Source organism: Pseudomonas lini (assembly GCF_001042905.1).
Taxonomy (GTDB): domain Bacteria; phylum Pseudomonadota; class Gammaproteobacteria; order Pseudomonadales; family Pseudomonadaceae; genus Aquipseudomonas; species Aquipseudomonas lini.
The window spans coordinates 200,133-223,006 of sequence record NZ_JYLB01000005.1 but is presented as its reverse complement, the minus strand read 5'-3'; the positions used below and the strand labels follow the sequence as shown (position 1 = coordinate 223,006).

The 22,874-nt window shown below is 58.9% G+C and carries 19 protein-coding genes and 1 pseudogene; 13 read left to right on the top strand and 7 right to left on the bottom strand.

Going from position 1 to position 22,874, the window contains the following annotated elements; genetic code table 11:
- Positions 1-62 precede the first annotated feature (62 nt).
- On the bottom strand, positions 63-2,513 hold the full coding sequence (locus TU81_RS16465; protein WP_038978566.1) for a glycogen/starch/alpha-glucan phosphorylase: 2,451 nt from the start codon (positions 2,511-2,513) through the stop codon (positions 63-65).
- Positions 2,514-2,769: 256 nt separating this feature from the next.
- Between TU81_RS16465 and TU81_RS16460 the strand changes: the two genes are divergently transcribed.
- A complete protein-coding gene (locus tag TU81_RS16460) occupies positions 2,770-3,207 on the top strand; it encodes a YkgJ family cysteine cluster protein (RefSeq protein ID WP_030129267.1) in 438 nt (145 codons plus the stop codon).
- 217 nt (positions 3,208-3,424) lie between these two features.
- On the opposite strand, the gene typA is transcribed toward TU81_RS16460, so the two are convergent.
- Together typA and thiI are read right to left on the bottom strand one after the other, a co-directional pair.
- Positions 3,425-5,245 carry a translational GTPase TypA gene (gene typA / locus TU81_RS16455; protein ID WP_048396057.1) on the bottom strand — a complete coding sequence of 607 codons (1,821 nt, stop codon included), beginning with the start codon at positions 5,243-5,245 and terminating at the stop codon, positions 3,425-3,427.
- 139 nt (positions 5,246-5,384) lie between these two features.
- Positions 5,385-6,839: a tRNA uracil 4-sulfurtransferase ThiI gene (thiI, locus tag TU81_RS16450; RefSeq protein ID WP_008005335.1), complete on the bottom strand. Its 1,455-nt coding sequence runs from the start codon at positions 6,837-6,839 to the stop codon at positions 5,385-5,387.
- Positions 6,840-7,169: 330 nt separating this feature from the next.
- On the opposite strand from thiI, the gene glnA reads away from it, so the two are divergent.
- The 6 genes from glnA (at position 7,170) to ntrC (ending at position 13,343) form a co-directional block, all read left to right on the top strand.
- Positions 7,170-8,576 (top strand): glutamate--ammonia ligase, encoded by a 1,407-nt coding sequence (gene glnA / locus TU81_RS16445; protein ID WP_007907861.1) that lies wholly within the window; start codon positions 7,170-7,172, stop codon positions 8,574-8,576.
- Positions 8,577-8,710: 134 nt separating this feature from the next.
- Positions 8,711-9,259, top strand: a complete 549-nt coding sequence (locus TU81_RS16440; protein WP_048396056.1) for a chorismate mutase — start codon at positions 8,711-8,713, stop codon at positions 9,257-9,259.
- A 101-nt stretch (positions 9,260-9,360) separates the two neighbouring features.
- On the top strand, positions 9,361-9,876 hold the full coding sequence (locus tag TU81_RS16435; RefSeq protein ID WP_048396055.1) for a DUF4124 domain-containing protein: 516 nt from the start codon (positions 9,361-9,363) through the stop codon (positions 9,874-9,876).
- Positions 9,873-10,478 (top strand): DUF4124 domain-containing protein, encoded by a 606-nt coding sequence (locus tag TU81_RS16430; protein WP_048396054.1) that lies wholly within the window; start codon positions 9,873-9,875, stop codon positions 10,476-10,478. Before TU81_RS16435 ends, TU81_RS16430 begins: the two co-directional genes overlap by 4 nt.
- A gap of 346 nt (positions 10,479-10,824) precedes the next feature.
- Positions 10,825-11,910, top strand: a complete 1,086-nt coding sequence (gene glnL, locus TU81_RS16425) for a nitrogen regulation protein NR(II) (protein WP_038978561.1) — start codon at positions 10,825-10,827, stop codon at positions 11,908-11,910.
- Positions 11,907-13,343 carry a nitrogen regulation protein NR(I) gene (gene ntrC / locus TU81_RS16420; RefSeq protein WP_038978560.1) on the top strand — a complete coding sequence of 479 codons (1,437 nt, stop codon included), beginning with the start codon at positions 11,907-11,909 and terminating at the stop codon, positions 13,341-13,343. The genes glnL and ntrC overlap by 4 nt, the downstream gene beginning before the upstream one ends.
- Before the next feature lie 551 nt (positions 13,344-13,894).
- Here ntrC and TU81_RS16415 read toward each other — a convergent pair.
- A complete protein-coding gene (locus TU81_RS16415) occupies positions 13,895-14,335 on the bottom strand; it encodes a hypothetical protein (RefSeq protein ID WP_038978559.1) in 441 nt (146 codons plus the stop codon).
- Here TU81_RS16415 and TU81_RS16410 point away from each other — a divergent pair.
- The gene (locus TU81_RS16410; RefSeq protein WP_007949025.1) at positions 14,334-14,789 is read left to right on the top strand and encodes a tRNA (cytidine(34)-2'-O)-methyltransferase; all 456 of its coding nucleotides are present in this window, start codon (positions 14,334-14,336) and stop codon (positions 14,787-14,789) included. The two genes, TU81_RS16415 and TU81_RS16410, sit on opposite strands and share 2 nt — an antisense overlap.
- Positions 14,790-14,953: 164 nt before the next feature.
- Here the strand turns inward: TU81_RS16410 and secB are convergent, their stop codons facing one another.
- From secB to TU81_RS16395, 3 genes are read right to left on the bottom strand one after another with little or no spacing between them, the layout of a single operon-like run.
- Positions 14,954-15,439, bottom strand: a complete 486-nt coding sequence (gene secB, locus TU81_RS16405) for a protein-export chaperone SecB (protein WP_007897410.1) — start codon at positions 15,437-15,439, stop codon at positions 14,954-14,956.
- 55 nt (positions 15,440-15,494) lie between these two features.
- Complete coding sequence (gene grxC / locus TU81_RS16400; RefSeq protein WP_018929204.1) at positions 15,495-15,749, bottom strand: glutaredoxin 3; 255 nt, start codon at positions 15,747-15,749, stop codon at positions 15,495-15,497.
- 1 nt (position 15,750) lies between these two features.
- A complete protein-coding gene (locus TU81_RS16395) occupies positions 15,751-16,164 on the bottom strand; it encodes a rhodanese-like domain-containing protein (RefSeq protein ID WP_038978558.1) in 414 nt (137 codons plus the stop codon).
- Between the two features lie 153 nt (positions 16,165-16,317).
- Between TU81_RS16395 and gpmI the strand changes: the two genes are divergently transcribed.
- The 5 genes and pseudogenes from gpmI (at position 16,318) to TU81_RS16370 (ending at position 22,873) form a co-directional block, all read left to right on the top strand.
- On the top strand, positions 16,318-17,847 hold the full coding sequence (gene gpmI / locus TU81_RS16390) for a 2,3-bisphosphoglycerate-independent phosphoglycerate mutase (protein WP_048396052.1): 1,530 nt from the start codon (positions 16,318-16,320) through the stop codon (positions 17,845-17,847).
- A gap of 240 nt (positions 17,848-18,087) precedes the next feature.
- The gene (locus tag TU81_RS16385; protein ID WP_048396051.1) at positions 18,088-19,380 is read left to right on the top strand and encodes a murein hydrolase activator EnvC family protein; all 1,293 of its coding nucleotides are present in this window, start codon (positions 18,088-18,090) and stop codon (positions 19,378-19,380) included.
- Positions 19,381-19,411: 31 nt separating this feature from the next.
- Entirely contained in the window at positions 19,412-20,731 is a 1,320-nt protein-coding gene (locus TU81_RS16380) for a S41 family peptidase (protein WP_038978555.1), read from the top strand.
- Between the two features lies 1 nt (position 20,732).
- A pseudogene (locus tag TU81_RS16375) lies at positions 20,733-21,530 on the top strand (divergent polysaccharide deacetylase family protein).
- A 104-nt stretch (positions 21,531-21,634) separates the two neighbouring features.
- On the top strand, positions 21,635-22,873 hold the full coding sequence (locus TU81_RS16370; RefSeq protein WP_038978553.1) for a trypsin-like serine peptidase: 1,239 nt from the start codon (positions 21,635-21,637) through the stop codon (positions 22,871-22,873).
- The last annotated feature ends 1 nt before the right edge of the window (position 22,874 follow it).

The following is a 22,874-nucleotide window of genomic DNA, read 5'->3' as shown; positions in this document are numbered from 1 at the left end:
GTAGGAGCTGCCGAAGGCTGCGATCTTTTCCGGCGCGCCAGTATATCGAGCCGGTCGAAGACTTACTCCAACGCCTTCCAAATATCCGTGGCGTACTCGCGAATGGTCCGGTCGGACGAGAACCAACCCATCCGCGCGCTGCTCAATACCGCCGAGCGCCACCATTCTTTCGAGTCGTGCCAATGAGCCTCGACGCGCATCTGAGCGTGCCAGTAGGAGTCGAAATCGGCGCAGACCAGGAAGCGGTCATAGTCCACCAGCGAATCGATCAGTGTGGTATAGCGGGACGGATCGTCCGGTGAGAACACCCCGCCGCGAATCGCTTGCAGCACGTCGTTGAGTCGATGGGAGGCGGCAATGTCCGGTGCCGCGTTGAACTCATGGTTGAACTTGCGCGCCTCCACTTGCTCGGCGCTCAGGCCGAAGATGAACATATGTTCGGCACCGATGCGCTCGCACATCTCCACGTTGGCCCCGTCCAGGGTACCGATGGTCAGCGCGCCGTTGAGGCCGAACTTCATGTTGCTGGTGCCTGAGGCTTCGAAGCCTGCGGTAGAAATCTGCTCCGACAAGTCCGCCGCCGGAATGATGCTTTCGGCCAGGCTGACGTTGTAGTTAGGCAAGAACACCACTTTGAGCAAACCACGCACGGTCGGGTCATTGTTGACCACCCGGGCGATGTCGTTGGTCAGCTTGATGATCAACTTGGCCTGGTGATAACTGGCCGCCGCCTTGCCGGCGAAGATTTTCACCCGCGGCACCCAGTCGATTTCCGGTTCGGCACGAATCGCCTGATACAGCGCGACGGTGTGCAGCAGGTTGAGCAACTGACGCTTGTATTCGTGGATCCGCTTGACCTGCACGTCGAACATCGCCGCCGGGTTGATCGCGATCCCCAGCCGCTCATGAATCAGGTACGCCAGGGCTTTTTTACTGTGCAGCCGCTGCTCGGCGAACTGTTTACGGAATGCAGTCTTTTCGGCAAACGGTTCCAGCCCTATCAGGCTTTCTTCGGGGTTATCCAGCATATCCGGGCCGAGGGCGTCGACCATCATCGAGGTCAACTCCGGGTTGGCTTGATAGAGCCAGCGGCGGAAGGTAATACCGTTGGTCTTGTTGTTGATCCGTTCTGGATAGAGTTTATGCAGTTCGGAGAACACCGTGCTGCGCATCAGCTGCGTGTGCAGGCCGGAAACGCCGTTGACGCTGTGAGAACCAAGGAATGCCAGGTTACCCATGCGCACGCGTCGACCGTTGTCTTCCTCGATCAACGACACCGCACGCAACACGTCGAAATCGTGAACGCCCTTGGCCCGCAATGAGTCGATGTGCTGGGCGTTGATCAAATAAATGATCTGCATGTGCCGTGGCAGCATCCGCTCCATCAAACCGACCGGCCAGGTTTCCAGCGCTTCCGGCAACAGCGTGTGGTTGGTGTACGACAGCGTGTCGACGGTGACCTGCCACGCCGCATCCCACGCCACGTCATAAACGTCGACCAACTGACGCATCAACTCGGCGACGGCGATCGAGGGGTGAGTGTCGTTGAGTTGAATGGCCGCGTGATCGCCCAGGGTCAGCACCGAGGTGTGCATGTTGCGATGGCGGCGCAGCAAATCCTGCAGGGATGCGGCAACGAAGAAGTATTCCTGACGCAGGCGCAGTTCCTGACCGGCATCGGTGCTATCCGCCGGGTAGAGCACGCGGGAGATACTTTCGGCCCGGGCCACTTCGGCTACCGCGCCCAAGTGGTCGCCAGCGTTAAAGCGCTCCAGGTGTAAATCTTCCATGGCCCGGGCACGCCACAGTCGCAGCGTGTTGACACTCGCGCCGCGCCAACCGACCACCGGGGTGTCATAGGCAATGGCCCGCACGGTTTCCGCCGGGGACCAGACTTGCCTGGATTTGCCGTTTTCATCGGTCACGGTTTCGACACTGCCGCCGAAGCCGATCGGGTAGGCGACCTCCGGCCGCTCGAACTCCCACGGGTTGCCGAAATCCAGCCAGTGTTCGGTCTGCTCCTGCTGCCAACCGTCGACGATGGCCTGGCGGAACAAACCGTGTTCGTAACGAATGCCGTAACCATGGCCAGCGATGCCCAGGGTCGACATGCTTTCCATGAAGCACGCCGCCAGGCGCCCGAGGCCTCCGTTGCCCAGAGCCGCATCGGGTTCCAGCAGACGGATGCGCTCGATGTCGACGCCAAGTTCGGTCATGGCCTCGCGAGCCACATCGAGCAGACCGAGGTTGCTCAAGCTGTCGTAGAGCAAGCGGCCGATAAGGAATTCAAGGGAGAGGTAATAGACCCGTTTCTGGCCTTTACGGTAGATCTGCCGGGTGTGGTCCATCCAGTGCTCGACCATGTGATCGCGCGCCGCCAAGGCGATGGCTTCGAACCAGTCGTGGTCGAAGGCGTGATCAGGGTCTTTGCCCACCGCGTAGGTAAGCTTGGTCAAGACGGCGTCGCGGAATGCGGCCACCTCTGCTTCGCGAACAAGTGGTTCTTGAGTCATCGATAAGACCTCGAGCGAGCGTGAAGTTGTCTGAGCCTAGTCGGTCTGACAGACCATTGAGACTCTGGTTCGGCAGTTTTCCCTGTTAGTGCGAGATAGATCGACATTACGTTGTCGCGTGCCAGAAACAATGCAGGGGCCGTGCCGGACACAGGGATTATTTTGCGCCAAGTGAAAAAATCTGGCGAAAGGTTGTTCAAAAATCCACCAGTCCCGGTATGATCGCGCGCCCTGATGCACACGCTGGTAACAACCGATGATGAAGCCCAACCTGATCGCCGCCGCGGAGATCGATCGCCTCGATACCTGGGCCAAGTACTCTGCCCCGATGTGCGGTTCCTGCGTGTCCAGCTGCTGCACCTTGCCGGTCGAGGTCAAGATCAAGGATCTGATCCGTATCGGCATCGTCGATGAGTTCGAGCGTGGCGATCCGCCGAAGAACATCGCCAAGCGTTTGCAGAAGGAAGGGATCGTCGAACGCTATAACCAGAAGTCCGAGATCTTCACCCTTCAGCGCATGAGCAACAACGATTGCCTGTACCTGGATCGTAAGAGCCGTCTGTGCACTATTTATGATAAGCGCCCGGACACCTGCCGCAATCACCCGAAGATCGGGCCGCGACCGGGGTATTGCGCGTACAAGCCCAAAGAAGTGGTGCGCGAGAGCAATCCTCGGACGCTGGATAAGTTCTGATCCAGAATCCCGCTGTCTGACAGGGCCTCATCGCGGGCAAGCCCGCTCCCACAGGGTTCAGCGCCGAACATAGATTATGTAAACACCACAAATTACTGTGGGAGCGGGCTTGCCCGCGATGGGGCCCGAACTGACACCGCACAAGCCCCAGACAAACAAAAACGCCCCCGACCTTGCGGTCGGGGGCGTTTTTTTTAAGCGCTAACTAAGTCGAAACTCAGTTACCAGCTTTCTTGGCAGCGCGGGTACGCTCGCTTTCGCCCAGGATCTTCTTACGAAGACGAATGGACTTAGGAGTGACTTCGCACAATTCGTCTTCTTGAACGAATTCCAGAGCCTGCTCCAGGGTGAAGCGGATAGGCGGAACCAGAGCGATGGTTTCGTCTTTACCCGAAGCACGCATGTTGTCCAGCTTCTTGCCTTTGGTTGGGTTGACGCCCAGGTCGTTGTCGCGGCTGTTGATGCCGACGATTTGACCTTCGTACACGTCTTCACCGTGACCCAGGAACAGTTTGCCGCGAGCTTGCAAGGTTTCCAGCGAGTAAGTCAGCGCCTTACCGGTAGCAACCGAAACCAGCACGCCGTTCTGACGGCCGGACATGTCGCCGGACTTCATCACGTCGTAACGGTCGAAGATCGAGGTCAGGATGCCTGCACCGGAGGTCAGGGTCAGGAACTCGTTACGGAAACCGATCAAGCCACGAGCCGGGATGTTGTACTCAAGGCGCACACGGCCCTTGCCATCCGGAACCATGTTGGTCAGGTCGCCTTTACGGATACCGATCTGTTCCATGATCGAACCTTGCGATTCTTCTGGCAGGTCGATGGTCACGTTTTCGTACGGTTCGTGCTTGACGCCGTCAACCATGCGGATGATCACTTCCGGACGACCAACACCCATTTCGAAGCCTTCGCGACGCATGGTTTCGATCAGTACCGAGAGGTGCAGCTCACCACGGCCGGAGACTTTGAACTTGTCGGCGGTGTCGCCTTCTTCAACGCGCAAAGCAACGTTGTAGAGCAGTTCTTTGTCCAGACGTTCCTTGATGTTACGGCTGGTGACGAACTTGCCTTCTTTACCGCAGAAAGGCGAGTCGTTTACCTGGAAGGTCATGGAAACGGTTGGCTCGTCAACGGTCAGCGGCTTCATCGCTTCGACGTTCAGTGGGTCGCACAGAGTGTCGGAGATGAACAGCTGGTCGAAGCCGCTGATGCAGACGATGTCGCCGGCAGCTGCTTCTTCAACGTCGATACGGTGCAGACCGTGGTGACCCATCAGCTTCAGGATACGACCGGTACGCTTCTTGCCGTCGGCGTCGATAGCGACAACCGGAGTGTTCGGCTTGATGCGACCACGAGCGATACGGCCAACGCCGATAACACCCAGGAAGCTGTTGTAGTCCAGAGCGGAGATTTGCATCTGGAACGGACCGTCACGGTCGACTTTCGGCGCAGGTACGTTGTCGACGATCGACTGGTACAGCGGAGTCATGTCTTCAGCCATGTCGGTGTGTTCCAGACCGGCAATGCCGTTCAGGGCCGAGGCGTAGACGACTTTGAAGTCCAGCTGTTCTTCGGTAGCACCGAGGTTGTCGAACAGGTCGAAGATCTGGTCCAGAACCCAGTCCGGACGCGCGCCTGGACGGTCAACCTTGTTGATCACCACGATTGGACGCAGGCCGGCTTCGAAAGCCTTCTTGGTCACGAAACGGGTTTGCGGCATAGGGCCGTCTTGAGCGTCAACCAGCAGCAGAACGGAGTCAACCATCGACATTACGCGTTCAACTTCGCCGCCGAAGTCGGCGTGGCCCGGGGTGTCCACGATGTTGATGTGGAAGCCGTTCCAGTTGATGGCGGTGTTTTTCGCCAGAATGGTAATACCGCGCTCTTTCTCCTGGTCGTTGGAGTCCATCACGCGCTCGTCGTTGAGCTCGTTGCGCTCCAGAGTGCCGGATTGACGCAAGAGTTTGTCTACCAGGGTGGTTTTACCATGGTCAACGTGAGCAATGATGGCGATGTTGCGTAGATTTTCGATCACTTGTGTATCTCGATCAGAGGATTCGGTGTGCTGACAAGTCTTGGCAGCGATTTACAGTAGAGTCCGGCAAAGCCGTTACAGCTTGACGGCGGCGTCGGGGGGCCGGTGACGCAGGCCACAGGCAAACAGCCCCGGGCACTTAGCTCGGTCGATAAACGCGCACATTGGCATGCCCCTCACTGAGCAAATGGTGGGCATGCAGGCGACTCATCACGCCTTTGTCGCAATACAACAGGTACTGGCGAGTAGGGTCCAGTTCCTTGAAACGAGCGTTCAATGCATAAAACGGCATCGTCTGCACCTCAATGCCAGCGAGTTCCAGCGGCTCGTCTTCAGCGGCATCCGGGTGACGGATGTCGATGATGATCTGGCCCGCCAGTGCTTCGCTGACTTCTTCGATCTGCAAATCCTGGCCCAATTCGTCGATCACGCGATCGATCGGCACCAGCTTGGCGTTCTCGAGCGCACGCTCGAGTACTGCCATGTCGAATTCTTTCTCTTCATGCTCCACGCGCGGACGCTTGGCGTGGGTCTTTGGGTTCACCGAGATGACCCCGCAGTATTCCGGCATGTGCTTGGCGAAATCGGCAGTACCGATTTCGTTGGCCAGGTCGATGATGTCCTGCTTGTGACTGGCGATCAGCGGTCGCAAGACCAGCTTGTCAGTCACGCAGTCGATCACGGACAGGTTTGGCAACGTCTGGCTCGACACCTGGGAAATCGCTTCGCCGGTAACCAGCGCTTCGATCTCCAGCCGATCGGCAATACGGGAAGCAGCGCGCAACATCATACGCTTCAAAACTACGCCCATATGACTGTTATCGACTTTCCCGAGAATTTCTCCCAGTACTTCCTCGAACGGCACACTGACAAATAACACGCGTTGGGAGCTGCCGTACTTCTTCCAGATGAAGTGCGCGACTTCCATGACGCCCAGTTCGTGGGCACGTCCGCCCAGATTGAAGAAGCAGAAATGGCTCATCAGCCCGCGGCGCATGATCTGGTAGGCGGCGACGGTGGAATCGAAGCCACCGGACATCAGTACAAGCGTCTGTTCCAGGGCACCCAGCGGATAACCGCCGATGCTGTTGTGCTGGCTGTGGATCACGAACAACCGTTTGTCGCGAATTTCGATGCGAACTTCGATTTCCGGCTCTTTGAGCGAGATTCCGGCGGCACCGCACTGACGACGCAGTTGGCTGCCGACGTATTTCTCGACGTCCATGGAGCTGAATTCGTGCTTGCCGGCACGCTTGCAGCGCACCGAAAAGATCTTCCCGGCCAGGGCGTCACCGAAATGCTGCTTGCACTTGGCGACGATGTCGTCGAAGTCGCCCAACGGGTATTCATCGACCTGCAGGAAATGCGCGATGCCCGGCATGCAGCTCAGGCGCTCGGTCATCTCCTTCAGGGCTTTCGGCTCGCTGACGCGGGTTTCCAGCTCGAGATTGTCCCACACACCGTTCACCACCACAGCCGGGTCCAGATCGCGGAGCACGGTACGGATGTTTTTGGCCAACTGGCGGATGAAACGCATCCGTACCGGGCGGCTCTTGATGGTGATCTCGGGGAAGACTTTTACGATTAGTTTCATGAAAACAGCGCGCGCTGGGCCAGCCGAAAAAGGGGGGCGCGGATTATAGCGGAAATTGCTCAAGGTTTAACCAGTTAATGTGCAGAAGGTTTTGCGCGCACCAAAACAGGTCATTTATGGAATTCAACGCTACATTACAGGGCGAGGTTTGGCGCTTTTCGAGGCTTTGCACCTTTATAAGCGTGATATTGGGGCAAAAAACCCATGGTGGGGCACTGGCATGCAATTTGCTCCCTTGTGAGGCAGGTTGCCTTGGCAGAGTATTCGCGCCGGCATCACCCACATTCTAAGGGCATCCACTACTAAGCCCGAAGCCACCCGGAGGACACTATGTCGAAGTCGGTTCAACTCATCAAAGATCATGACGTCAAGTGGATTGATCTGCGCTTCACGGACACCAAAGGCACTCAGCACCACGTGACCATGCCGGCTCGCGATGGGCTGGATGAAGCTTTCTTCGAAGAAGGCAAAATGTTCGACGGTTCCTCCATCGCTGGCTGGAAAGGCATCGAAGCTTCCGACATGATCCTGATGCCGGACGACAGCACTGCCGTTCTCGACCCGTTCACCGAAGAGCCGACCCTGATCCTGGTTTGCGACGTGATCGAGCCTTCGACCATGCAAGGCTACGACCGTGACCCACGTGCGATCGCCAAGCGTGCCGAGGAATACCTGAAGTCGACCGGTATCGGCGACACCGTATTCGTGGGTCCAGAGCCTGAGTTCTTCATCTTCGACGAAGTGAAGTTCAAGTCCGACATCTCCGGTTCGATGTTCAAAATCTTCTCCGAACAAGGTTCGTGGATGTCCGACCAGGACGTGGAAGGCGGCAACAAAGGCCACCGTCCGGGCGTCAAAGGCGGCTACTTCCCTGTTCCGCCGTTCGACCACGACCACGAAATCCGTACCTCCATGTGCAACGCCATGGAAGAAATGGGCCTGGTCATCGAAGTTCACCACCACGAAGTGGCGACTGCCGGTCAGAACGAAATCGGCGTGAAGTTCAACACCCTGGTTGCCAAGGCTGACGAAGTTCAAACCCTGAAGTACTGCGTACACAACGTTGCTGACGCATACGGCCGCACCGCGACCTTCATGCCTAAGCCTCTGTACGGCGACAACGGTTCGGGCATGCACGTTCACCTGTCCATCGCCAAAGATGGCAAGAACACCTTCGCTGGCGAAGGCTATGCCGGCCTGTCCGACACCGCTCTGTACTTCATCGGCGGCATCATCAAGCACGGTAAGGCTCTGAACGGCTTCACCAACCCGTCGACCAACTCCTACAAGCGTCTGGTCCCAGGTTTCGAAGCGCCAGTGATGCTGGCTTACTCGGCTCGCAACCGTTCGGCTTCGATCCGTATTCCTTACGTGTCCAGCCCTCGCGCTCGCCGTATCGAAGCTCGCTTCCCGGATCCAGCAGCTAACCCGTACCTGGGCTTCGCTGCACTGTTGATGGCTGGCCTGGACGGCATCCAGAACAAAATCCACCCTGGCGACGCAGCTGACAAAAACCTGTACGACCTGCCGCCTGAAGAGGCGAAAGAGATCCCACAAGTTTGCGGCAGCCTGAAAGAAGCCCTGGAAGAGCTGGACAAAGGTCGTGCGTTCCTGACCAAAGGCGGCGTTTTCAGCGACGACTTCATCGACGCTTACATCGCCCTGAAAAGCGAAGAAGAAATCAAGGTTCGTACCTTCGTACACCCACTGGAATATGAGCTGTACTACAGCTGCTGATCCGGTAGCGCCGCGCTACGCGGCGTGACAAAAGAGAGGCCTCCTTCGGGAGGCCTTTTTTATGGGCGACCGTCTGTCATCGGATGCCCGGTTGCGTGCATCATGGCCTTCATCCGATAAAGCCGAGATGCCCCATGCACCTACGCCCATGCCTTGCCCTGCTCACCGCCCTGCTGGCCAACAGCGCTTTTGCCAGCCCGGCACCTGCCGCCCTCGCCCCGCTGCTTGGCACCATCGACGAACGCCTGGCAATTGCCGATCAGGTCGCGCTGAGCAAATGGGACAGCGGCAAACCGGTCGAAGACCGGCAGCGCGAGCGCGAAGTCATTGCCGGCGCTGTCGCCCTGGCACCTGCCTATAAATTGAGCAACGAAGCCGTCGAACAGTTCTTCTCGGCGCAGATCGAGGCCAACAAACTGGTGCAATACGCGCACCTGTCTGACTGGCACGCGCAAGGCAAGGCGCCCAACGACCCTCGCCCCGATCTCGTCGGGCAGATCCGCCCGCAACTTGATCAGTTACAAAAACGCCTGCTGCAACAACTGGCCGATTTCAGCCCTTATCGCAACGACCCGCAGTGCCCGGCCTGGCTGGCCAAGGCCAATAAAACCGGCGCCCACGCGCCATTGCGCGAACTCGCCCAAGTACGCGCCACCGCTGAGTTGTGCAGCGCCAGCCGCTGAGCCTGACTGCCGACGTGCGCTGAAGTGCTCTATGCTCAGCGCTTAGTCGTCATGAACGGAACAGGGCCGGACACTTGCCCAACGGCCAATGGAAGCCTGCAATGCGCTCATTGTTGTTATGCCTGCTTGTGCTGATCGCCCTGCCCGCCGCCGCGCAGATCTACAAGTACACCGACGCCAACGGCAACACCGCCTACAGCAATCAACCGCCCGATGGCGTAAAGGCTCAACCCGTGGAGTTGCCACCGCTCAACAGTATCGAGCGCCAGCCATCGGGCGAACCTGTAGCACCTGCGCAAGCCAGTAGCCGTGAACAGCCCGGCAGCGCCTATCAGGTGCTTGAGCTGAGCGGTTTGCCCACCGAAGAAGCCTTGCGCGCCAACAACGGCACGTTCACCGTCAGCGTATTGATCCAACCGCGCCTGCAAGACCCTCATCGATTGAGGCTGTTACTGGACGATCAACCCTACGGCCAGCCGAGCAACGTACCGATCCTGCAACTGGTGAACATCGACCGTGGCGAACACCGCCTCGCGGTTCAGGTGATCGACGGGCAAAACGTCGTGCAGCAAAGCCCCACTGTGACCTTCACCGTACAACGGGTGCATAAGCCTTGAGGTTCTGGCTATTGGTCGCCTGCCTGATCAGCCTGCCGGCCATGGCCGAGGTTTTTACCTACATAGACGCCCAAGGCAATCGGGTTTTCACCGATCAGCCGGGCACCCGTAATGCCAAGCGTGTACCACTGGCGACCAGCAATCGAATGTCGGCCAACCCGAGCGGCGCCGCGCCAGTGACGGCCACGAAAGCCAAACCACTGTTTCATTACGACATGCTTCGTGTGCTGGTGCCGGACCCGGATGCCACGATCCGTAGCACAGCCGGTGAATTGATCGTCAGCGTTACCAGCGAACCCGGCCTGCAACAGGGCCATCGCTACCGTTTGCTGCTGGATGGCCAACCCACCGCCGAGCCCGGCCCGAGCCCAGTGTTCGCCCTGAGCAACATCGACCGCGGCAGCCATCACCTGTCGGTGGAAATCCTCGACGAACAGGGCCGTACCGTCGAACGCACGGCCAATCAACCGTTCCACATGCAGCGCATTTCCCTCGCGCAGAAACGTCAGGTCAAACCCTGCATCCTTACCGACTACGGCCAACGGCCGGAATGCCCCCTCAAAGACAAACCCGAAGAAGAAAAAAGCTTCTTCTGGCGCTGATGCCTGTGTAGGAGCCAGCGGTGCGGCGATCCGACTTGCCGGCGAAAGCGTTCTTAAGGACGCCTTCGCCGGCAAGCCTGGCTCCTACATATTCGACCTTCCTGCCCTTCTTCTAACTTCGTTCAGGTTTGCGCACTATATTGGTGCATTAGAGTGCACAGTACTCACATCACAACCCATTTTGGTTCGAAAGTACCCGCGAAAGCTGGCAGAACGCCACGCAAATGAGCGTCAAACGCCTGTTTCAGGCTCTAAACGCTTCTTTTCGGAGCCTTGGTTTGGTTTTTGCATTTTCCCCGTATCGGCGCGTTATTCATGCGCATGCCCTGCTCCAAAAGAGGTCCTGATGACCATTAGCGACGCACTACACCGCTTGCTACTCGACAACCTGACCACCGCCACCATTCTGCTCGACGCCGAACTGCGCCTTGAGTACATGAACCCGGCGGCGGAGATGCTGCTGGCCATCAGCGGCCAGCGTAGCCATGGGCAGTTCATCAGCGAGTTGTTCACCGAGTCCACCGAAGCGCTGAACTCCCTGCGCCAGGCAGTCGAGCAGGCGCACCCATTCACCAAGCGCGAAGCGATGCTCACCGCCCTCACCGGCCAGACCCTGACCGTCGACTATGCGGTAACGCCGATCCTGAGCAATGGCGCTACGCTGCTGTTGCTGGAGGTTCACCCGCGTGACCGCTTGTTGCGGATCACCAAGGAAGAGGCGCAGCTGTCGAAGCAGGAGACCAGCAAGATGCTGGTACGCGGCCTCGCCCATGAGATCAAAAACCCTCTCGGCGGGATTCGCGGCGCGGCGCAGTTGCTCGCCCGTGAATTGCCGGAAGAAAGCCTGCGCGATTACACCAACGTCATCATTGAAGAAGCCGATCGCCTGCGTAATCTGGTGGATCGCATGCTCGGCTCCAACAAATTGCCGTCATTGGCCATGTGCAACGTCCACGAAGTGCTGGAGCGCGTGGGTCAGTTGGTGGAGGCCGAAAGTCAAGGCTGCATCACTTTGGTGCGCGACTACGACCCAAGCATTCCGGATGTGTTGATTGATCGCGAACAGATGATTCAGGCCGTCCTGAACATCGTGCGCAACGCGATGCAGGCCATCAGCAGCCAGAACGAGCTGCGCCTTGGCCGCATCAGCTTGCGTACCCGCGCCATGCGCCAGTTCACCATCGGCCACGTGCGCCATCGCCTGGTGACCAAGATCGAAATCATCGACAACGGCCCGGGGATCCCCGCCGAGCTACAGGAAACCATCTTCTTCCCCATGGTCAGCGGCCGCCCGGACGGTACCGGGCTCGGTTTGGCCATTACCCAGAACATCATCAGCCAGCACCAGGGCCTGATCGAATGTGATAGCCATCCAGGCCACACCACGTTCTCGATCTTTCTGCCACTGGAACAAGGAGCCACATCGACATGAGCCGTAGTGAAACCGTGTGGATCGTCGATGACGACCGTTCTATCCGTTGGGTCCTGGAAAAAGCCTTGCAGCAGGAAGGCATGACCACGCAAAGCTTCGACAGCGCCGATGGCGTGATGAGCCGCCTGGCGCGCCAGCAGCCGGACGTGATCATCTCCGACATCCGCATGCCGGGTGCCAGCGGTCTGGACCTTCTGGCACGGATTCGCGAACAACACCCGCGGTTGCCGGTGATCATCATGACCGCGCACTCCGACCTGGACAGCGCTGTCGCGTCCTATCAGGGCGGTGCTTTCGAATACCTGCCCAAGCCGTTCGATGTCGACGAAGCGGTTTCACTGGTCAAGCGCGCCAACCAGCACGCTCAGGAACAGCAAGGCCTGGAAGTCCCGGTCGCCCTGACCCGCACCCCGGAAATCATCGGTGAAGCGCCGGCGATGCAGGAAGTGTTTCGCGCCATCGGGCGCTTGAGCCACTCCAACATCACCGTGTTGATCAATGGCGAATCGGGTACCGGTAAAGAACTGGTGGCCCACGCCCTGCACCGTCACAGCCCACGGGCGGCCTCGCCGTTCATTGCGTTGAACATGGCGGCGATCCCCAAGGATCTGATGGAGTCCGAACTGTTCGGCCATGAAAAAGGTGCCTTCACTGGCGCGGCCAACCTGCGTCGCGGACGTTTCGAGCAGGCTGATGGCGGCACGCTGTTCCTCGATGAAATCGGCGACATGCCGGCGGATACCCAGACTCGCTTGCTGCGGGTATTGGCGGATGGTGAGTTCTACCGTGTCGGCGGTCATGTGCCGGTGAAGGTCGATGTGCGAATCATCGCCGCGACTCACCAGAATCTGGAAACCCTGGTGCATGCCGGAAAATTCCGTGAGGACTTGTTCCACCGCCTCAACGTGATCCGCATCCACATTCCACGGCTGTCGGACCGTCGCGAAGACATCCCGACCCTGGCCAAGCACTTCCTCAGCCGCGCCGCGCAAGAACTGGCGGTGGAACCGAAGCTGCTGAAAAGCGAAACCGAGGAATACCTGAAGAACCTGCCGTGGCCAGGCAACGTGCGTCAGCTGGAGAATACCTGCCGCTGGATCACTGTGATGGCTTCGGGTCGCGAAGTGCACATCAGCGATCTGCCGCCAGAGCTGCTGAGCTTGCCGCAGGACTCGGCGCCGGTGACCAACTGGGAGCAAGCGTTGCGTCAGTGGGCTGATCAGGCGCTGGCTCGCGGTCAGTCGAGTCTTCTGGACAGTGCCGTGCCGACCTTCGAGCGAATCATGATCGAGACCGCCCTCAAACACACCGCCGGCCGCCGCCGCGACGCGGCCGTTTTGCTGGGTTGGGGACGTAATACCCTGACGCGCAAGATAAAGGAATTGGGGATGAAGGTTGATGGCGGGGATGATGATGAGGGGGATGAGGGTTAAACACCCTTTAGCTCTTCGTTGACCGCAAGATCCAATCGCGGGCAAGCCCGCTCCCACAGGATTTGTGCCAAGCCCGTCTTTTTGTGGCTGACATCAAATCCATGTGGGAGCGGGCTTGCCCGCGATGCTTTTAGGGGCTCAATGCACCGCAGTAAGGCACCATGAACCGCAATCGCGCATAACGCCCTATTCAAAACCCGCCGTCATCTGCAGAAAAATCCATATCGAAAAAACACAAAAGCCCCGAATGACGGGGCTTTCAGCGCTGCTATACGGCTTTCTGTTGCAACTTGTCAAAAACTGGCACGCCCCCTGCAACAGTCCATTCAGTGATTCAGTTCACTACCCAGTTTCGGGGACCTTGGTACAGGCAGGCCGGGGATTCCCCTCTTTACACCGGGCTCATACCGCAATTGCGACGAGCCCATCCCGTTTTGGGGTCCTTGGTACAGGCAGGCCGGGGATTCCCTCTTTACACCGGGCTCACGACGCAATGCGCGAGCCCTCCCGTTTTGGGGACCTTGGTACAGGCAGGCCGGGGATTCCCTCTTTTATTGCTCTCGGAGATGGATCTCCAGCCGCCAGCGGTCATCGACCTCGCTACCGGCCCATTCGCCCTGCAGCGGACGGGCCGCCACCACCGTCAGCAACAACCCCCCATCACTCAACCGCGTTCGCCAGTTCACGTCCTTGCCGTTGAGCTTAAGCTGACCTTTTTGCGCCTTGCCTTCAGCCTCGAACAACAGCGCCACGCTGCCGTCAACCAGCTCACCGTGGGTTTTGGGTTCGTTGTTGAACCACACCACCAGCCCATCGTTCGTCACCTCGACTTGCTCTAAAACGCTGGGCTCAGGCGCGGTCAGGCGACCGATCATCAGGCCCACCATCACCCCGACAATCGCCAGCGAAGCCATCACTCGCGGGAATAGTTTCGAACGAGGGTCCTTTGGCGGCGTAGAATGCCCGTCATCTTTACCTTCGGAGCCGTGCATGTTTCACGTCATCCTTTTCCAACCAGAAATTCCGCCGAATACCGGCAACGTTATCAGGCTGTGCGCCAACAGTGGCTGCCACCTGCATTTGATCGAACCGCTGGGCTTCGAGATGGACGACAAGCGTCTGCGTCGGGCCGGCCTCGATTACCATGAGTATGCCACCCTGCAACGACATGCGGACCTCGCCAGCTGCCTGGAAAGCCTCGGTCATCCACGGTTGTTCGCCTTTACCACCAAGGGCTCGCGGCCATTTCACGACGCCAGCTTCGCCGAGGGCGATGCCTTCCTGTTCGGCCCGGAAAGCCGTGGCTTGCCGGCCGAAGTGCTCGACGCCCTGCCCGGCGAACAACGCCTGCGGTTGCCGATGCGCGAAGGCTGTCGCAGCCTGAACCTGTCCAACACCGTGGCCGTCGCCGTGTATGAAGGCTGGCGCCAGCTCGGGTTCAAGTAAGGGACACGCCCCCGTAGGAGCTGCCGAAGGCTGCGATCTTTTGATCTTAAAAATCAAAATCAAAAGATCGCAGCCTTCGGCAGCTCCTACTCGAAGGTTTCGTTTGCTCCACGAAAAAAGCGCCTTCAACGGCGCTTTTTTCATGGAGCAAACGAAGCTTCTTTTTACTGAACGGTTGGAGTCTCGCCAGCCGCCTGCATGCGTTGCAGCTCTTGTGCGTACAGCGCGTCGAAGTTCACCGGGGCCAGCATCAGGGCCGGGAACGAACCGCGGGTCACCAGACTGTCCAGGGTTTCGCGAGCGTACGGGAACAGGATGTTCGGGCAGAACGCGCCGAGGGTGTGGCTCATCGAAGCATCATCCAGGTTCTTGATCAGGAAGATCCCGGCCTGTTGCACTTCAGCAATGAACGCCACTTCTTCACCGTTTTTCACGGTGACCGACAGAGTCAGCACAACTTCATGGAAGTCGCCTTCCAGAGCCTTCTGGCGAGTGTTCAGATCCAGACCGACGCTCGGCTCCCACTGCTGGCGAAAGATCGCCGGGCTTTTCGGGGCTTCGAAGGACAAGTCACGTACGTAGATGCGCTGCAAGGAGAATTGCGGTGCGGTTTCTTCTTCGCTAGCTGCAGTGTTCTGTTGGTCAGTCATCTCAGATCCTTTCTGATCTCGGGTCTTGTAGGGTTGGCTATTTCAAGTAAGGCAGTCAGGCCTTGAGCATGGCGTCGAGCTTGCCGGCGCGCTCCAGGGCAAACAAATCATCACAGCCGCCAACGTGGGTGTTGCCGATCCAGATCTGTGGCACGGACGTTCGTCCGGCTTTCTGAGCCATCGCGGCACGCACCTGCGGCTTGCCATCGACCTTGATCTCTTCGAAGGCTACGCCTTTGTTCTCGAGCAGGTACTTGGCTCGCGAGCAATAAGGGCAGTAATCGCTGGAATAGACGACGACGTTGTTCATATCACTTCACCAGCGGCAGATTGTCGGCTTTCCAGCTGGAAATACCGCCGGACAGCTTGGCGGCGGTGAAGCCGGACTTCATCAGCTCGCGAGCATGAGTGCCGGCAGTCTGGCCCATGGCGTCGACCAGGATAATGGTCTTGGCCTTGTGCTTTTCCAGTTCGCCGACGCGAGCGGTCAGTTTGTCGTGAGGAATGTTCAACGCGCCAACAATGTGACCGGCGGTGAAATCCTTGATCGGACGGATGTCGATCACCACGCCTGCGTCTTTGTTGACCAGCCCGGTCAGTTCACCGGTGCTCAGGCTGCGGCCGCCGCCCTGCATCTGATAAGCGATCAGCAACGCCAGCAGTACGACGAAGATACCGACGAGCAAATAGTGGTTAGTGGCAAATTCAATCAGGTGAGCAACCATCGAAGGAGGTTCCAGGGCGTTAAAATGTCGGCCAGTATACACAGCCACTATGGTGGGCCAAACCCCGTCCGGCGGTGACGTGGCTGGAACTTCGCTTTAAACTGCCACTCCCTTTTCCATCGCCTTCTTTTAATTCAGCCACGAGTGGAATCCATGACTACCACGCCTAAACCTTTGGTCCTGATTATTCTCGACGGCTTCGGTCACAGTGAGAGCCCTGAATCCAACGCCATCTATGCGGCGAAGAAGCCCGTTCTGGACCGCCTGTGGGCCACCGTGCCGAACGGCCTGATCTCGGGCAGCGGCATGGACGTCGGCTTGCCGGACGGCCAGATGGGCAACTCCGAAGTCGGTCACATGAACCTTGGCGCCGGCCGCGTGGTGTATCAGGACTTCACGCGCGTGACCAAAGCGATCCGCGACGGCGAGTTCTTCGAGAACCCGACCATCTGCGCCGCGGTGGATAAAGCCGTTGCTGCCGGCAAAGCCGTGCACTTCATGGGCCTGCTGTCCGATGGCGGCGTTCACAGCCACCAGGATCACTTGGTCGCCATGGCTGAACTGGCCTACAAGCGCGGCGCCGAAAAAATCTACCTGCACGCCTTCCTTGATGGCCGTGATACGCCGCCGAAAAGCGCCCAGTCGTCGATCGAGTTGCTGGACGCGACCTTCGAAGCCCTCGGCAAAGGCCGGATCGCCAGCATCATTGGCCGCTACTACGCCATGGACCGCGACAACCGTTGGGACCGCGTATCCCAGGCTTACAACCTGATTGTCGATGGCAACAGCGAATTCAATGCCGCCACTGCACAGGAAGGCCTGCAAGCCGCTTACGAACGTGGCGAAAGCGACGAATTCGTCAAAGCCACCAGCATCGGTGAGCCAGTGAAAGTCGAAGACGGCGACGCCGTAGTCTTCATGAACTTCCGCGCCGACCGCGCCCGCGAACTGACCCGCGTGTTCGTCGAAGACGATTTCAAGGAATTCGAACGTGCTCGCCAGCCTGCGCTTGCCGGTTTCGTCATGCTGACCCAATACGCCGCCAGCATCCCCGCGCCGTCGGCCTTCGCCGCAAGCAGCCTGGACAACGTGCTGGGCGATTACCTGGCGAAAAACGGCAAGACGCAGCTGCGCATCGCCGAAACCGAGAAGTACGCCCACGTGACTTTCTTCTTCTCTGGCGGTCGCGAAGAACCGTTCCCGGGCGAAGAACGCATCCTGATCCCGTCGCCGAAAGTCGCCACCTATGACTTGCAGCCCGAGATGAGTGCCCCGGAAGTCACCGATCGCATCGTCGATGCTATTGAAAACCAGCGTTACGACGTGATCGTGGTCAACTACGCCAACGGCGACATGGTCGGCCATAGCGGTGTATTCGACGCGGCGGTCAAAGCAGTTGAATGCCTGGACCTGTGCGTCGGCCGCATCGTCGATGCGCTGGAAAAAGTCGGCGGCGAAGCCCTGATTACCGCCGACCATGGCAACGTCGAGCAAATGTCCGACGAAACCACCGGCCAGGCGCACACTGCGCATACCACCGAGCCGGTGCCGTTCATCTATGTCGGCAAGCGTGATCTCAAGGTGCGTGATGGCGGCGTGCTGGCGGATGTCGCGCCGACCATGCTGATGTTGCTGGGGCTTGAGAAACCGGCGGAGATGACCGGGACTTCGATACTGGTGTAATCCGGTCGCTCAAACGCCGTCAACCCTGTGGGAGCGGGCTTGCTCGTGAATGCGGAGTATCAGTCGACATCAAAGTTGCCTGACACATCGCTTTCGCGAGCAAGCCCGCTCCCACATTGGTTTTCCGGTGATTTCAACACCGATTCAGCTCCAGTTATCACACAGCCCCAATTGGGCATTTTTTTTGCTGCGCTTGGCGGGCATACTAGGCCGTCCCTTTCCCTGGTGCCGCCCGCCTCTATGCTTCGCGTCCTGATAGCCCTTGCCCTGACTTGCCTGCTTCAACCGGCCTTTGCCGACGAGCGCACGCAAACCCAACAACAGTTGGACGCCACGCGTCAGGACATTGCCGAGCTGAAGAAACTGCTGGGTAAACTCCAGGAAGAAAAATCCGGGGTGCAGAAAGACCTCAAGGGCACCGAAACCGAGATGGGCAAGCTCGAGAAGCAGGTCGAAGCCCTGCAAAAAGAGCTGAAGAAAAGCGAATCCGAGCTACAGCGACTCGATGCTGAGAAAAAAAAACTCCAGAGCGCGCGCATTGAACAGCAACGACTGATCGCCATCCAGGCCCGCGCGGCCTATCAGAATGGCCGCCAGGAGTACCTCAAGCTGCTGCTCAACCAGCAGAACCCGGAAAAATTCGCCCGCACCCTCACCTATTACGACTACCTGAGCCAGGCCCGCCTGGAGCAGCTGAAGAATTTTAACGAAACCCTGCGCCAACTGGCCAATGTCGAAAAAGACATCGGCCTGCAGCAAGCGCAATTGCTGGTGCAGAAAAGCAGCCTCGACAGCCAGCGCGACGAACTCGACAAGGTCCGCAAGGAGCGCCAGCAAGTCCTGGCCAAACTCAGCGACGACGTGAAGGCCCGCGATCAGAAACTGGCGGCGCGCGAGCAGGATCAGGCAGATCTGTCTAAAGTCCTTAAAACCATTGAAGAAACCCTGGCCCGCCAGGCCCGAGAGGCAGAAGAGGCGCGGCAAAAAGCGCTGATCGCCCAGCAGGAAGCCGAAAAAAAGCGTTTACGTGAGGCTCAGGCTGAAGCAGATGCCACTGACGCCCCACGCAAAACCGTTAAATCGACACCCGGTGCACTGGTTTCAAGTTCAGGCGAAACCTTTGGCGGCCCCTTTGCTTCCTCCCGCGGCAAACTTCCATGGCCGGTTGATGGTCGACTGCTGGCGCGCTTCGGTGAAAGCCGTGGCGACGATGCCCGCTCCAAATGGGACGGCGTGATGATCAGCGCCTCCGCCGGCAGCCAGGTGCATGCCGTTCACGGCGGCCGCGTGGTGTTTGCCGATTGGTTGCGAGGCGCCGGGTTGCTGGTGATCCTCGACCACGGCAACGGTTTTTTGAGTCTTTACGGTCACAACCAGACGCTGCTCAAGTCTGCGGGTGACGTGGTAAAAGCCGGTGAGTCCATCTCCACTGTCGGTAACAGTGGCGGACAGGACACACCAGCACTGTATTTCGCTATTCGTCAGCAGGGTCACCCGAGTGATCCGGCGCAATGGTGTCGTGCGCAAGGATAAGTACGCCATCTACTTCAGGAGTTCGTTCGACATGCTGTATTTGTCCCGCCTTACCTCGCTGGCCCTGACGATTGCCCTGGTGATCGGCGCACCGTTGGCGTTTGCCGCTGAGCCTGCCCCGGCGGTCGCACCTGCAGGCACCGCTGCGACCACCAAGGCGCCATTGCCGCTGGACGAGTTGCGCACCTTTGCCGAAGTCATGGACCGGATCAAGGCAGCCTATGTAGAGCCGGTGGACGACAAGACCCTGCTGGAAAACGCCATTAAAGGCATGCTCAGCAACCTCGACCCGCACTCCGCCTACCTGGGCCCGGAAGACTTCGCTGAACTGCAGGAAAGCACCAGCGGCGAATTCGGCGGCCTGGGCATCGAAGTCGGCGCCGAAGACGGTTTCATCAAGGTAGTTTCACCCATCGATGACACCCCAGCCTCCAAGGCCGGCATTCAGGCCGGCGACTTCATCGTCAAGATCAACGGCCAGCCGACTCGCGGCCAAAGCATGACCGAAGCCGTGGACAAGATGCGCGGCAAGATCGGCCAGAAGATCACCCTGACCCTGGTACGCGACGGCGGCGCGCCGTTCGACGTGACCCTGGTCCGCGCCATCATTCAAGTGAAGAGCGTGAAGAGTCAGCTACTGGAGTCCGGCTACGGCTACATCCGCATCACCCAGTTCCAGGTCAAGACCGGCGAAGAGGTCTCCAAGGCTCTGGCGAAGTTGCGCAAAGACAACGGCAAGAAGCTCAGCGGTATGGTCCTCGACCTGCGTAATAACCCGGGCGGTGTGCTGCAATCGGCGGTGGAAGTGGTCGACCACTTCATCACCAAGGGCCTGATCGTGTACACCAAGGGCCGCATCGCCAACTCCGAACTGCGCTTCTCCGCCACCGGCAAGGACGAAAGCGAAGCCGTGCCGCTGGTCGTGCTGATCAACGGCGGCAGCGCCTCGGCCTCGGAAATTGTCGCCGGCGCCCTGCAGGATCAGAAACGCGCGGTCGTCATGGGCACCACCAGTTTCGGCAAAGGCTCGGTCCAGACCGTGTTGCCGCTGAACAACGAGCGCGCACTGAAAATCACCACGGCGCTGTACTACACGCCGAACGGCCGCTCGATTCAGGCGCAAGGTATCGTCCCGGACATCGAAGTGCGCAAAGCCAAGATCACCAACGAGCAGGACGGCGAATACTTCAAGGAAGCCGACTTGCAAGGTCACCTGGGCAATGGCAACGGCGGCGCCGACAAACCGACCGGTTCCAGTGGCAAAGCCAAGGCCATGCCACAGGATGACGATTATCAGTTGGCCCAGGCCCTGAGCCTGCTCAAAGGGCTGAGCATCACCTCCGGCCGCTGAGATGCGCCTGCGGTTGCTCCTTGGTCTGCTGTGCTGTCTGGCGGGTGTCGCTCACGCGGCGCCTGCCACAACAGCGGCCACACCTCACAAGGCTTATCTGAGCCTGATCATCGATGACCTGGGGCAGAACCTGCTCCAGGATCGCCGTGTGCTGGCGCTGCCCGGCCCGGTCACCGCGGCAATCATGCCCGACACTCCCCACGCCACCGAGTTCGCCCGCGAAGCCCATCGCGCCGGCAAGATCGTCATCCTGCACATGCCCATGGCCCCGGCCACCGGGCCGTTTGCCTAGCATCCCGAATTACCTATCGAAGAACTCGAGAAGCGCTTGAACGCAGCGTTCAAGGCTGTGCCGTATACCGCTGGCATCAACAACCACATGGGCAGCCGCATGACCGCGCAGCAACCGGCCATGGCCTGGCTGATGGCGGACTTGCAGCGTCGGCACAAATTCTTCGTCGACAGCCGCACCAGCGCGCAAACCGTGGCGGCCGCGGAGGCGCAGAAGATCGGTTTGGCGAGCGTTTCGCGGGATGTGTTCCTGGATGACGAGCCCACTGAAGCCGCGATCTTCACTCAGTTGCAGACGGCTATCAGCCTGGCGCGAAAGCAGGGTTCTGCGGTAATGATCGGGCATCCGTATCCGCAGACATTGGCGGTGCTTGAACGTGAATTGCCCAAGCTCAAGGCTCAGGGCATTGCCTGGATCGATATCCAACAGATGATCAGCGTGCGCGGCAATCGTGCAACGGCAGCGCACGGCAAGGATGGCCAGTACCGCTTCCCGACCGCCCGGTAATTCCTCGCAGCCCACTCCATTTCGCGATAACTATTTATATCTGTCGGCACACAGACGCGTGCCACGATAGCGCTCACCCCGAATTTCATCACCAAGGAATGGACATGAAATATCTCAGCTTCTTTTGCTTCGCCGGCGTGATTGGCCTGCTGGCTATTTCCGCCGTGCAGGCCCGCGACCTGGGCGAAGACGCCGTCAACGATTCACCGTCAAGAGCCCTGCAAAACAGCGAAAATTTTTATGAGATCTGGAGCGGCGTGGGACGACTCAGCCTCCAATCGGGCGAGACCTGCAGCGCCGTTCTACTGGACACGCGTAACAGACAAGGCCAAGCCACTGGTCCTGCTTACCTGCTCACCAGCGGTCATTGCGTGTTCTTTGAGTACGGTTCGGCGCGGACCAATCTGCCTTTGAAAGCCAGCGTCACCTTCCACTACTTTCATGACGTGCCACAGCGCAAACGCCAATACGCCATCCGAACTGCCCGATGGAGCAGCCTGGTCGGGACCGATCTTGCAGTACTCGAAGTCGACGCGACATTGGCGTCGCTGATACAGGCCGGGGTCAACCCGCTCAAGCTGGCGTCCCATCAAACCTACGAGAGTCAGGATGCGCTTAACATTGGCGCGCCGGGCGGCTTTACCGAACAGGGGCTTCGATTGAGCGCCTGCGCCGAACAAACCGCCGGAACATTCGTCGATCACCCTGGGGTGTTCCCTTTGGCCATGAAAAACAGCTGCGACCTTTACGCTGGCAGCTCCGGTAGCCCGATGCTGAATCGCCGCACCAACGAAATTACCGGCATCGTCAGTAAAGTCGTGGCCTCCCGCAATACCCCATCGCCGCCCGACTGTGAGCACTCGATGTCTTGCAAGGCCGCCCGTTTTAACTACAGCTACTCGGCCAACTTTCTGCACAAGTGCTTTATTGACGGGGTCTTCAACGGCGATGGGGCGGACTGTTCGTTGGAGCCGGTCGAGCTGACTGTCGCGGAGCCCTGGAAGCTCAAGTCATACGTTCATAGAACGCAAAATGCGGATGGGCAGATCGTATTGCCTACCTGGGATTTCAGGTTTTCCCTTGAGGCGCCCTTCTATCGCTATAAAACGGTCCATAACGCCAGGGACTGCAAGGCCCCCGACAATTACAGCGCCGCCACCAGCGCTGAAGATGCTTACATCAATACTGAAATCGGGCCACAAAGCGGCGCACATGCACTGTGCATTATCGGCGTCGCCTCAAGGGAGCAGCAGCTGACAAGGGCGACGTTGAATAACGTGTTTACAAGTGCCGTGTACTTGAGCGCGACGCCGGACACTACGCTTCAGACCACATCGAGATGAT